Raw genomic sequence first — 12,704 nt, forward strand, 5'->3', positions numbered from 1 at the left:
GGGGCTGGCGCGGGCGCCGAAGCCGCCGCGAGCGGCGCGGGCAGCGGCTACTGGATCGGCGTGGCCGTGGGCGCACTCGCGCTCGCGGTGTTCTACGCGCTGTTCAGCTACGCCCGGGTCGAGATCTTCAAGATGCTGCTCTCCAGCTTCTTCCCGCTGATGGTGCTCATCCTGGCCGTGCTCGGCTCCATCGTGTTCGGCCTGGCGACGCCCACCGAGGCGGCGGCCGTGGGCGCCTTCGGCGGCTTCCTGCTGGCCGCCGCCTACCGGCAGCTCACCTTCAGCGTGGTCAAGGAGAGCGTGTTCCTCACGGCCAAGACCAGCGCCATGGTGTGCTGGCTGTTCGTGGGCTCGGCCATCTTCTCGGCGGCCTTCGCGCTGCTGGGCGGCCAGGAGCTGGTGGAGCAGTGGGTACTGGGCATGAACCTGTCCAAGACCGAGTTCCTGATCCTGTCGCAGATCATCATCTTCATCCTGGGCTGGCCGCTGGAGTGGACCGAGATCATCGTGATCTTCATGCCGATCTTCATTCCGCTGCTGGACAACTTCGGCGTCGATCCGCTGTTCTTCGGCCTGCTGGTGGCGCTGAACCTGCAGACCGCGTTCCTGAGCCCGCCGGTGGCCATGAGCGCGTTCTATCTGAAAGGCGTGGCGCCGAAGCACGTGACGCTGAACCAGATCTTCGCCGGCATGATCCCGTTCATGGGCATCCAGATCATCGCCATCGTGCTGCTGTACCTCTTCCCCGGGATCGGCATGTGGCTGCCGTCGGTGCTCTACAACTGATCACCGCTCATCCCGCACGGGGGCGCTTCGGCGCCCCTTTTTCATGGTTTGCCGCTACCATTGACGTTTACGTTAACGTCAACTTGACGGTACCCGGTTAGGGTATCGCTCACCCTTCACGACACCCCCGCCATGCCCGACGCCCGTGACGCCCGCCTGCCCTTCGCCGAGTCGGTGCTGCGCGCTCCCAAGGGTTCGCGCTGGCGCGACTGGCAGATCGACCCCGATGCCACCCGGCCGAAGGTCTCGCTCGACGCGCTGGCCCCGGACGGCAAACCGTTTTCCGGCGGCGACAAGGCCGCCGACAAGGAGGCCGTGGAACGGCTCGCGGGCGAGATCGACGCCCTGCAGAACGTGTTCCACCCCGACGGCCGCTACAAGCTGCTGGTGGTGCTGCAGGGCACCGACACCTCCGGCAAGGACGGCACCGTGCGCGGCGTGTTCGGCCGCACCAGCCCGCTGGGCGTGCGCACCGTGGGCTGGAAAGCGCCCACCGAACCCGAACGCGCACACGACTTCCTCTGGCGCATCCACCAGGCCATGCCGGGCAACGGCGAGATCGTCGTCTTCAACCGCAGCCACTACGAGGACGTGCTCGTGCCCGTGGTCAACGGCTGGATCGACAAGGCGCAAACGCAGCAGCGCTACGCGCACATCAACGACTTCGAGCGCCTGCTGGCCGAGACCGGCACCGTGATCCTGAAGTTCATGCTGCACATCGGCTTCGACGAGCAGCGCCAGCGTCTGCAGGACCGCATCGACGACCCCGAGAAGCACTGGAAGTTCAGCCTGGGCGACCTGGACGTGCGCAAGCAATGGCCCGCGTACCAGAAGGCCTACGAGGACCTGCTGGGGGCCACCAGCACGCCCTGGGCGCCCTGGTCCGTGGTGCCCGCCAACAGCAAGACCCACCGCAACCTGATGATCGCCACCATCGTGCGCGACACGCTCCAGCGCCTGGAGCTGCGCTTCCCGCCCGACGACCCCGCGCTGAAGAGCCTTCGCGTCGACTGATTCCACCCGAGAGAGACAAGCCATGACCCAGCTGAGCGCCGACTACCAGGCCCTGACCCAGTACCGCCCGAAGCACAAGGTGCGCTTCGTGACGGCCGCGAGCCTGTTCGATGGGCACGACGCGGCCATCAACATCATGCGCCGCATCCTGCAAGGCATGGGCGCCGAGGTGATCCACCTGGGCCACAACCGCAGCGTGGACGAGGTGGTGACCGCCGCCCTGCAGGAAGACGTGCAGGGCATCGCCATCAGCAGCTACCAGGGCGGCCACGTCGAGTACTTCAAGTACATGGTCGATCTGCTGAAGGCACGCGGGGGCGAGCACATCCAGGTGTTCGGCGGCGGCGGCGGGGTGATCGTGCCGAGCGAGATCCAGGAGCTGCAGGCCTACGGCGTGACGCGCATCTACAGCCCGGAGGACGGCCAGCGCATGGGCCTGCAGGGCATGATCGGCGAGATGGTCATGCGCTGCGACCGCGACCTGTCCCCGCACGCGCCCACGGCCCTCAAGGCCATCCAGGGCCAGGGCGAGGCGCAGTGGCGCGCGCTGGCCCAGCTCATCACGGTGATCGAGAACGGCCAGGCCGACGCGGGCCTCGTGCAGGCCGTGCGCGATGCGGCCGCCGCGACGAAGGTGCCCGTGCTGGGCATCACCGGCACCGGCGGCGCGGGCAAGTCCTCGCTCACCGACGAACTCATCCGCCGCCTGCGGCTGGACCAGGGCGATGCGGCGCGCGTGGCCGTCATCAGCATCGACCCCTCGCGGCGCAAGAGCGGGGGCGCGCTGCTGGGCGACCGCATCCGCATGAACGCCATCGCCCCGTGGCAGAAAGGCCCGCGCGTCTTCATGCGCAGCCTGGCCACGCGCGATTTCGGCAGCGAAATCAGCGCGGCCCTGCCCGACGTGATCGCCGCCTGCAAGGCCGCGGGCTTCGACCTCGTCATCGTCGAAACCTCCGGCATCGGCCAGGGCGACGCGGCCATCGTCCCGCACGTGGACGTGCCGCTGTACGTGATGACGCCCGAGTTCGGCGCGGCCAGCCAGCTCGAGAAGATCGACATGCTCGACTTCGCCGAGTTCGTGGCCATCAACAAGTTCGACCGCAAGGGCGCCGCCGATGCGCTGCGCGACGTGGCCAAGCAGGTGCAGCGCAACAAGGAAGCCTGGGGCAAGCGCCCGGACGAGATGCCGGTGTTCGGCACCATGGCCGCGCGCTTCAACGACGACGGCGTGAGCGCGCTGTACCAGGCGCTCAAGCCCCGCCTGGCGGAGCTTGGGCTGGCCCTGAACGAGGGCACGCTGCCCGTAGTGGGCGTGCGCCACAGCACCAACCAGACGCCCATCGTGCCGCCCGCGCGCACGCGCTACCTGGCCGAGATCTCGGACACCGTGCGCGGCTACAAGAAGGCCGTTCGCGAGCAGGCGCGCCTGGCGCGCGAGATCCAGCAACTGCGCGCCAGCGCGCAGATGCTGCGCATCGACAAGCCAGAACGCTCACGCGCCGCCGAGGCCGTGATCGACCTCGCCCAGGTGCGCGAACTCGACCAGGACCCCGGCGCGCGCAAGCTGCTGCAGCAGTGGCCCGACATGCAGAAAGCCTATTCGGGCGACGAGTACGTGGTGAAGATCCGCGACAAGGAGATCCGCACCGCGCTCACCACGAAGAGCCTCTCCGGCACCGTGATCCGCAAGGTCGTGTTGCCGCCGTACGAGGACCACGGCGAGCTGCTCAAGTGGCTGATGCTGGAGAACGTGCCCGGCAGCTTTCCCTACACCGCGGGCACCTTCGCCTTCAAGCGCGAGGGCGAAGACCCGACCCGCATGTTCGCGGGTGAAGGCGATGCGTTTCGCACCAACCGCCGCTTCAAGCTGCTCTCCGAAGGCATGGCCGCCAAGCGCCTGTCCACCGCCTTCGACTCGGTCACGCTCTACGGCAACGACCCCGACCCGCGCCCCGACATCTACGGCAAGGTGGGCAACTCGGGCGTGTCCATCGCCACGCTGGACGACATGAAGGTGCTCTACAGCGGCTTCGACCTGTGCCACCCGGCCACCTCGGTGTCCATGACCATCAATGGCCCGGCGCCCAGCATCCTGGCCATGTTCATGAACACGGCCATCGACCAGAACCTGGAGAAGTTCCAGGCCGACAACGGCCGCGAGCCCACCGCCACCGAGGCCGCGAAGATCCGCGAATGGGTGCTGGCCAACGTGCGCGGCACGGTGCAGGCCGACATCCTGAAGGAAGACCAGGGCCAGAACACCTGCATCTTCAGCACCGAGTTCAGCCTGAAGGTGATGGGCGACATCGCCAGCTACTTCGTGCACCACGACGTGCGCAACTTCTACTCGGTCTCCATCAGCGGCTACCACATCGCCGAGGCCGGGGCCAACCCGATCAGCCAGCTCGCCTTCACGCTCTCCAACGGCTTCACCTTCGTGGAGGCGTATCTGGCGCGCGGCATGCACATCGACGACTTCGCGCCCAACCTGAGCTTCTTCTTCAGCAACGGCATGGACCCCGAGTACACCGTGATGGGCCGCGTGGCGCGGCGCATCTGGGCCGTGGCCATGCGCGAAAAGTACGGCGCCAACGAGCGCAGCCAGAAGCTCAAGTACCACGTGCAGACCAGCGGGCGCAGCCTGCACGCGCAGGAGATCCAGTTCAACGACATCCGCACCACGCTGCAGGCGCTGATCGCGATCTACGACAACTGCAACTCCTTGCACACCAACGCCTTCGACGAGGCCATCACCACGCCGACCGAGGACTCGGTGCGCCGCGCCATGGCGATCCAGCTCATCATCAACCGTGAGTGGGGCCTGGCCAAGAACGAGAACCCCAGCCAGGGCAGCTTCATCATCGAGGAGCTGACCGAACTCGTGGAAGAAGCCGTGCTCTCGGAATTCGAGCGCATCGCCGAGCGCGGCGGCGTGCTCGGGGCCATGGAAACCGGCTACCAGCGCGGCCGCATCCAGGACGAGTCCATGCACTACGAGATGCTCAAGCACACCGGCGAGCTGCCCATCATCGGCGTCAACACCTTCCGCAACCCGCACGGCGACACCACCCCGCAGTCGCTGGAGCTGGCGCGCTCCACTGAGGAGGAAAAGCAGAGCCAGCTCAAGCGTCTGCAGGATTTCCACACGCGCCACGCGGCCGAGGCGCCTGCGATGCTCGAGCGCCTCAAGCGCACCGTGATCGACAACGGCAACGTGTTCGAGGTGCTGATGGAGGCGGTGCGCTGCTGCTCGCTGGGCCAGATCACCGGCGCGCTGTTCGAGGTGGGCGGCCAATACCGACGCAACATGTGACGGCACCGCCCGCATAGGACCAGGTGCGCGCCGTTCTCTTCAACCCCAGCGCCCGCGCCGGCCGGGCCGCCGCGCTGTTGCCGGCGCTGCGCCAGGCCCTGCCCGCCGACGTGGCCTTGCACGTGCCCGACAGCGCCGAGGCCGCGCTCGCGCTGCTGCACGCCCTGCCCCGCGGCAGCCGTGTGGTGGCGGTGGGCGGCGACGGCACCCTGCACCGCTGGCTGCCCGCGCTCATCGAGCGCGACCACGAACTGGGCCTGGTGCCGCTGGGCAGCGGCAACGACGTGGCGCGCGCGCTCGGCCTGGACCACGACGCGCCGCTGTCCTGGGTGTCGCACGCGCTCAATGCCCCCGCCGGCTTCATCGACCTGGGCCTGGCCCTCTGGCACGACGACCAGGGCCGCGCGCGCGAGAGCCACTTCATCTCCAGCCTGAGCGCGGGCTTCGACGCCGCCGTGGCGCGCCGCGCGCTCGACGGCCCGGTCCGCCTGCGGGGCCTGCCGCGCTACCTGTGGGCCACGTTGCGCGAGCTCGCGGCCCTGCGCACCTGGGCGCTGGACATCACGGTGGACGGCGAGCACCTGCACAGCGGCCCCGCCCTGTTCGCCGCCAGCCTGAACACGCCCACCTTCGGCGGCGGCATGCCGGCCACACCGGGCGCGCGCACGCACGACGGCCTGCTCAATCTGCTGCTGGCGGGGCCGTTCACGCGCCGCGGCGCGCTGCTGATGCTGCCGCGCCTGCTGCGCGGCAGGCACCTGGGCCACCGGCGCATCCGCACGCAGGCCTTCGAGGCCCTGCTGATCCTGGCGCGTGGCGACCTGCCCCTGGCCGCCGACGGCGAATGGCTGGGCCTGGCGCGCTCGGTGCAGGTGGTGGTGCGGCCATCGGCGCTGCGCGTGGTGCGCAAGGGCTGATCAGAAGTCGTGGGCGCGCGCGCCCTCGCGGTCCACGATGACGGCCGCGTCGCCGGTGACGACCACGCCGCGCCCGGCGCCGGGGCGCACGCGCACCTGCCGGTAGCCCGGCACGCCCAGGTCCATGCCGTCCTTGAGCGCCTGCCCCTGCAACAGGCGGTGCGCAAGCCGGTTGAGCGCCAGGCCCGCGTCGCGCGGGTCCCAGAAGCCGATGGCCTGGATGGCGCCAGCCTCCAGCAACACCCGGCTGCGCTGCGGCAGGCCCGTGCCCACCACGCAGACCTGGCCCGCGCGGCCGGCTTCCAGCACCGCGCGTCCGATGCCGATCACGTCGCTGGAGGCCGTGCCCTGGAAACCGCGCAGGCCGGGGTGGCGCTGGAGCAGTTCACGCGCGCGCTGGTAGGCCTGCTCGGCGTCGTCGTTGGATTCGTTCAGTGGTTCGATCAGCGCCAGACCCGGGTGCCTGGCCGCGTTGGCCACGGCGCCGTCGATCCAGCGCCGGTGGGTGCGGCTGCCGCGCGTGCCCACGAAGCTGGTCCACTGGCCCTGCCCGCCCATGCAGGCGGCCAGGCGCTCATTGAGCGCGGCACCGAAGGCCTCGTTGTCGAAGGCCTCGAGGTCGGCCTGGGTGTTGACCAGGTTGTCGGCCTCGTGCGTGACCACCACGATGCCCCTGGCCATGGCGCGGCGCGCCACGTCTTCCACGGCGGCCGGGTCGGTGGGCACGATGGCCAGGGCCTGCGGCGGCTGCTCGCGCAACAGGTCCTCGATCAGCCGCAGTTGCAGCGCGGGCTCGGCGCGCGCCGGCCCGTACTGGCGGGCGCGCACGCCCTCGGTGGATTGCTCGAAGGCCCGAACGCCTTGGGCCATGCGGTCGAACCAGGGCAAGGGCGTGACCTTCACCACCGTGGCGATCTCCTGGGGCGGCGGGGGCGCCAGCGTGGCCTGCGCGGCGGCCACCGTGCAAGCGAACAACAGGCCGGCGCCCGGCAAGGCGCGCTTCAGAAGGGACAACGTGGCGAACTCCTGTGGGGGGCCCCGTCGGGCGGGGCCGCGAGTCTAGGAGCGCGCCACGCGCGGAACCCAATGGGGTATCTGGGCCCGCGCTCGGGGCTCAAGGCGCCGACTGCAGCGCCCCGGCCACGCGGGCGCCCCCGCCGATGGCGCGCAGCACGAAGGGACGCGGCGTGTCGTTCACGTAGGCGGCGTCGGGCACGCCCGACAGGCCGATGCGGGCCTGCAGGGCGCTGTTGGGCCAGAAGTTCGGGGCGCTCACGTTGGTGGCGCCGGGAATGTTGGCCGCCACGTCGAAGACGTTCTGGCTCTGGCTCACGTTGCCGCTGGCGAAGCCGCCCGTGATGAGCGCGGGGCTGGCGGTGCCCGCGAACAGGTTGGCCGTGAGGCTCACGCTGCTGGCGCCGCTGGCCACATACAGGTAGCCGCCGCCCGTGCGCGTGCTCACCAGGGTGTTGTGCACCAGGTGCAGCGAGCGCGCGGGGTTGGACAGCCCTTCCAGGCCATAGGACACCAGGTAGGCGTTGTCGGCGTTGGGGCCCTTCTGCAGGAGGTTCCCGCGCAGGACGACCTGGCCACCGTTGGGGAAGTCGACCTGGTAGCTGGCGGTGCCGCTGGGGCCGTCCATGAAGTAGCTGTTCTCGATCAGGCTCTCGCGCGCGCGGCTCTTGAGGTTGTGCCCGATGCGGGCCTGCCGGAAGAAGCTGGCGCGCACCACCAGGCGGTCGATCTGGTTGACGTAGAGGTTGTGCGTGTAGCCATCGCCGCGCCCGTTGCCCGCGAACTCGGAATAGCTGATGTCGATGCTGCCGTTGCCGGGGTTGGACAGCAGGCCGTTTTGATTGTCGTAGAAGCCGCTGTTGACGATGCGCAGCGTGCCGCTGGTGTGTTCGGCGCGGATGCCCGCGCCGTTCTGGTCGGGCACGGTGGCGTTGTGGAAGGACACACCATCGACCGTGACGTTGGCGCCGCCGATGACCCAGATGCCCTTGCCACGCGCGTTCTGGCCGTCGGCGTACATCCGCGCGTGCCCGCCCACGCCGCACAGCGTGAGGTCGCTGGCCGTCCACTGCGCCACGGCGGCCGAGCCGCGGTAGTCACCCGCGCTGATGCGGATGGTGTCGCCGGTGCGCGCGGCGGCGGCGGCGGCGCTGGGCGAGGCATACGCCTTGCCGGGACCGACCTCGAGCACGCGCCCCGCGGGGTTGGCGCAGGCGGCGCCCAGCCCGGGGCCGGCGCCGGGCGGCAGGGGCGTCACGCCCGAAGGCGGCACGGGCGATGGGGATGGATTCTGGGCGGGGGATTCCGAACCGCCGTCTCCGCCTCCACCGCCACAGGCGGCCAAGGCGAGAACCAGGGAAGACAGCAGGAGCAGGCGATGAGACATAAGGCAACACCAGGGCCCCGCACGAACGCGGAGCCAGACAAGGAGACAAGGGGATGGGCTCAGTATCCGGTGCGCCCGGGCATCGGCCGGCCCAACAGGCGGTAGCGATTCGTAAAAGTCGCACCGAGAATGCGCCCATGAACACCTCCATCCGCCTCATCGGCGTACCCACCGACATCGGCGCCGGCGCGCGCGGCGCCTCCATGGGCCCTGAGGCCCTTCGCGTGGCCGGCCTCGCGGCCGTGCTGGAGGCGCAGGGCCTGTCCGTGAGCGACCTCGGCAACCTCGCCGGGCCGTCCAACCCCTGGCAGCCACCCCACAACGGCTACCGCCACATCGACGAGGTGCTGGCCTGGAACCTCAGCCTGCACGGCGCCGTGCTCACCGAACTGCGGGCGGGCCACCTGCCCCTGGTGCTGGGGGGCGACCACAGCCTGGGCCTGGGCTCCATCAGCGCCGTGGCAACGCATTGCCGGGAAAGACACAAAAAGTTGCGCGTGCTGTGGCTGGATGCGCACGCCGACTTCAACACCGCCGCACTGACGCCCAGCGGCAACCTGCACGGCATGCCCGTGGCGCTGCTGTGCGGCCTGGGGCCGCCCGAGCTCACGGGCATCGGCGGCCATGTGCCCGCGGTGCAGCCCTCGCAAATCCGCCAGATCGGCATCCGCAGCGTGGACCCGGGCGAGAAGCGCCTGGTGCACGAGCACGGCCTGGAGGTCTTCGACATGCGCTACATCGACGAGATGGGCATGCGCCACACCATGGAGCAGGCCCTGGCCGGCGTGGACGCCGACACCCACCTGCACGTGAGCTTCGACGTCGATTTCCTGGACCCGGAGGTGGCGCCCGGCGTGGGCACCACCGTGCGCGGCGGCCCCACCTACCGCGAGGCGCAACTGTGCATGGAGATGATCGCCGACACAGGCCGGCTGGCCTCGCTGGACGTGATGGAGCTCAACCCGGCACTGGACGTGCGCAACCGCACGGCGGAGGTGGCGGTCGACCTCATCGAGAGCCTGTTCGGCAAGTCGACCCTCATGCGAAAGCAGTCCCCGGCGCGCGTGCCCTGATCATGTCCACCGCCTTCTCGGCGATCATGATCACGGGCGCATTGGTGTTGCCGCTCACCACGCGCGGCATCACCGAGGCGTCCACCACGCGCAGGCCCCGCACGCCGTGCACGCGCAGCTCGGGGTCCACCACCGCGTGCTCGCCCACGCCCATGCGGCAGGTGCCCACGGGGTGGTAGATGGTGTCGGCGTGGTTGCGCACAAACTGCTCGATCTGCGCGTCGCTGCGGGCCTCGGCCGAGGCGCGCGACTCGACACCGCCGAAGCGGGCGAGCGCGGGCTGGCCCAGCAGTTGGCGCATGAGCTGGAAGCCGCGCACCAGGCGCGCGGCATCGTCCGGGTCCTGCAGGAAGGCGGGGTCGATCAGCGGCATCACCTGCGGGTCGCGGCTGGCCAGGCGCAGCGTGCCGCGGCTCTTCGGCCGCAGCAGGCACACGTGGCAGGAATAGCCATGGCCAAACACCGTCTTGCGACCGTGGTCCACCAGCTTGCCGATCACGAAATGCAGCTGCAAATCGGGAATGGCCTCGTCGGGTGAGCTGCGGATGAAGCCGCCCGCCTCGGCGAAGTTCGTGGTCAGCAGGCCGGTGCGCGCGCGCCGCCACTCGGCGATGCCGCGCAACGCCGCCCACACACCCTTGAACGACAGTCCGAAAAGTTCGGTCGCGCGCGGCGCGTTGACCACCTGCACCACGTCCACGTGGTCGTGCAGGTTGGCGCCCACACCCGGCAGGTGGTGCACCACCCGGATGCCGTGCTCGCGCAGGTGGTCACCCGGCCCCACGCCCGAGAGCATGAGCAGTTGCGCCGAACCGAAGGCGCCGGCGCTGAGCACCACCTCGCCGCTGCCTTCCTTGCAACGCAACAGCTGCAGCGGTCCGCGCCCGCCACGGGCGCGGTACTCCACGGCCACGGCGCGCGGTGGCTGATCCGCTTCCTCGTTCATCACCACGCGGCAGACCAGCGCATCGGTGATGACGGTGAGATTGGGCCGGCCCAGGTGCGGCGTCAGGTAAGCCTTGGCCGCGCTGAAGCGCTCGCCGTTCCTGTGCGTCACCTGGTAGTGGCCGATGCCTTCCTGTTGCGCGCCATTGAAGTCGTCATTGATCGGGTAGCCCGCCTCGCGCGCCGCTTCGATGAAGTGCGGAACGAAGGGGTTGGGACTGGTGAGGTCGCGCACATTGAGCGGTCCACCCGTGCCGTGGAAGGCATCGGCGCCGCGTTCGTTGTGCTCGGCGCGCTTGAACAGGGGCAGCACGTCGGCCCAGGCCCAGCCCGGGTTGCCCTCGGCGGCCCATGCGTCGTAGTCGCTGGGGTGGCCGCGCGCGTAGATCATGGCGTTGACCGAGCTGGAGCCGCCCAGCACCTTGCCGCGCGGCTGGTAGCCGCGCCGCCCGTTCAGGCCGGGCTGCGGCACGGTCCCGTAGCACCAGTTGGCCTGGCCGTTCTTCGCCAGCACGGCCAGGCCGGCGGGGCAGTGGATGAGCACGCTGCGGTCGGGAGGGCCGGCCTCGATGAGCGCCACGCGCAGGAACGGGTCCTCGCTCAGGCGGCTGGCCAGAACGCAGCCGGCCGATCCGCCGCCCACGATGATCACGTCGTACATGCTGTCTCCTGCATTGCCGCGGGCACCCGGATGGGTACGCGACAATCGGCGGCCAAGGTAGCAGGCGTCCCCTTCGCGGTGTAGGCAGGCGCGCCTAGCCCGATACACCCCGAGACGCCCGCGCCACTCGGGTTTCCCCTCATCCCACTCCCTTCTCGACGAGGTTTTCGCATGAGCAGCAACAGCATCCAGACCGTCGGCATCATCGGCTCCGGCACCATGGGCAACGGCATCGCCCAGGCCTGCGCCACCAGCGGCATCCGCGTGGTCATGGTCGACATCGCGCAGGCCGCGCTCGACAAGGGCCTGGCCACCGTCGCCGGCAGCCTGGACCGCTTGATCAAGAAGGAGAAGCTGACGGCCGAAGGCAAGGCCCAGGCGCTGTCGCTCATCAAGGCCAGCACGAACTACGAGGACCTCAAGGGTGCGCAACTGGTGATCGAGGCCGCCACCGAAAACGAGGGGCTCAAGCTCAAGATCCTGCAACAGCTCGACGCGCTGCTCGCGCCCGAGGTCATCGTCGCCACCAACACCAGCTCGATCAGCATCACCAAGCTGGCAGCCGCCACGAAGCGCGCCGACCGCTTCATCGGCATGCACTTCTTCAACCCCGTGCCCATGATGGCGCTGGTGGAGATCATCCGCGGCCTGCAGACCAGCGACGCCACGCACGCCACCGTGAAGGCCCTGGCCGAGGCGCTGGGCAAGACGCCCATCACCGTGAAGAACGCGCCGGGCTTCGTGGTCAACCGCATCCTGGTGCCCATGATCAACGAGGCCTTCTTCGTGCTGGCCGAGGGCCTGGCCACGCCCGAGGACATCGACGCCGGCATGAAGCTGGGCACCAACCAGCCCATCGGCCCGCTGGCGCTGGCCGACATGATCGGCCTGGACGTGTGCCTGGCGGTGATGAACGTCTACGTCGAGGAATACAACGACAGCAAGTACCGGCCCGCCCCGCTGCTCAAGGAGATGGTGGCCGCGGGCTGGCTGGGGCGCAAGACGGGGCGCGGGGTGTACACCTACTGAGGCGCCAGGCCCGGGCCCGCGCATGGCCGGGCGCCCCGGGTTGGCGCATCGCGGCTACTCGTCTTCACAGACCTTGCCCGTGGGGTAGGTCGTCGTGGTGCCGTGCAGGGCGCCCATGTAGGCCAGGTAGCGCCCGGCCCGCTCGGGGGTGTTGGCGGTGATGGCCTCGATCTTGAGAGTGATCGCGTGCCCGTCCCTTCGCACCTTGTAGTGCCGTTCCAATGGCAATCCAGCTTCTACCGTTTCTGACATGCATGCAGTGGACGCCATGCTGGCATCGGACAGTGCCAGCAGAGAGATCCGATCCTTGAGGTCGATCAGCAGCGACTTCTGCTGCACGCGCGCCACTTGCCGAGCCGCCTTCTTGACCGCATCGTTCACCGGCAACGCGGCAATGTAGGCATCGATGTCGTCACGGATGCCGTTGCGGTCGATGTCCGGCCCCGCGATGTCGGTAGAGCGGTCCAGAGCGGGCAATTCACCGGCTTTCTCCAGCGCTTCCAGTTGCTCCTTCATGCCGCGCTCGACGGGCTGGACCGGCTGGCCCGCTGATGAGGGCGAC

10 protein-coding genes are annotated in these 12,704 nt (G+C 69.5%); 6 read left to right on the forward strand and 4 right to left on the reverse strand.

Annotated features, from left to right (window positions below):
• The 4 genes from VLG41_RS17280 to VLG41_RS17295 form a co-directional block, all read left to right on the forward strand.
• The coding region (locus tag VLG41_RS17280; RefSeq protein ID WP_325350628.1) for a TRAP transporter large permease subunit at positions 1 to 786 on the forward strand (786 nt) is incomplete at its 5' end.
• Between the two features lie 132 nt (positions 787 to 918).
• Positions 919 to 1,800: a PPK2 family polyphosphate kinase gene (locus tag VLG41_RS17285; RefSeq protein WP_325350629.1), complete on the forward strand. Its 882-nt coding sequence runs from the start codon at positions 919 to 921 to the stop codon at positions 1,798 to 1,800.
• A 22-nt stretch (positions 1,801 to 1,822) separates the two neighbouring features.
• Positions 1,823 to 5,116, forward strand: a complete 3,294-nt coding sequence (icmF, locus tag VLG41_RS17290) for a fused isobutyryl-CoA mutase/GTPase IcmF (RefSeq protein ID WP_325350630.1) — start codon at positions 1,823 to 1,825, stop codon at positions 5,114 to 5,116.
• 23 nt (positions 5,117 to 5,139) lie between these two features.
• Positions 5,140 to 6,033 (forward strand): diacylglycerol/lipid kinase family protein, encoded by an 894-nt coding sequence (locus VLG41_RS17295; RefSeq protein WP_325350631.1) that lies wholly within the window; start codon positions 5,140 to 5,142, stop codon positions 6,031 to 6,033.
• On the opposite strand, the gene VLG41_RS17300 is transcribed toward VLG41_RS17295, so the two are convergent.
• Both VLG41_RS17300 and VLG41_RS17305 read right to left on the reverse strand, forming a co-directional pair.
• The gene (locus VLG41_RS17300) at positions 6,034 to 7,047 is read right to left on the reverse strand and encodes a substrate-binding domain-containing protein (RefSeq protein ID WP_325350632.1); all 1,014 of its coding nucleotides are present in this window, start codon (positions 7,045 to 7,047) and stop codon (positions 6,034 to 6,036) included.
• 100 nt (positions 7,048 to 7,147) lie between these two features.
• Positions 7,148 to 8,320 carry a hypothetical protein gene (locus VLG41_RS17305; protein ID WP_325350633.1) on the reverse strand — a complete coding sequence of 391 codons (1,173 nt, stop codon included), beginning with the start codon at positions 8,318 to 8,320 and terminating at the stop codon, positions 7,148 to 7,150.
• A 251-nt stretch (positions 8,321 to 8,571) separates the two neighbouring features.
• Between VLG41_RS17305 and rocF the strand changes: the two genes are divergently transcribed.
• A complete protein-coding gene (rocF, locus tag VLG41_RS17310) occupies positions 8,572 to 9,507 on the forward strand; it encodes an arginase (protein ID WP_325350634.1) in 936 nt (311 codons plus the stop codon).
• Here rocF and VLG41_RS17315 read toward each other — a convergent pair.
• Positions 9,473 to 11,113, reverse strand: a complete 1,641-nt coding sequence (locus VLG41_RS17315) for a choline dehydrogenase (RefSeq protein WP_325350635.1) — start codon at positions 11,111 to 11,113, stop codon at positions 9,473 to 9,475. The genes rocF and VLG41_RS17315 overlap by 35 nt on opposite strands.
• Positions 11,114 to 11,284: 171 nt before the next feature.
• On the opposite strand from VLG41_RS17315, the gene VLG41_RS17320 reads away from it, so the two are divergent.
• Positions 11,285 to 12,142, forward strand: a complete 858-nt coding sequence (locus VLG41_RS17320) for a 3-hydroxybutyryl-CoA dehydrogenase (RefSeq protein ID WP_325350636.1) — start codon at positions 11,285 to 11,287, stop codon at positions 12,140 to 12,142.
• 54 nt (positions 12,143 to 12,196) lie between these two features.
• On the opposite strand, the gene VLG41_RS17325 is transcribed toward VLG41_RS17320, so the two are convergent.
• The coding region (locus VLG41_RS17325; protein WP_325350637.1) for a hypothetical protein at positions 12,197 to 12,704 on the reverse strand (508 nt) is incomplete at its 5' end.

It is taken from the genome of Hydrogenophaga sp. (genome assembly GCF_035481345.1).
In the GTDB taxonomy this organism is placed as follows: domain Bacteria; phylum Pseudomonadota; class Gammaproteobacteria; order Burkholderiales; family Burkholderiaceae_C; genus Hydrogenophaga.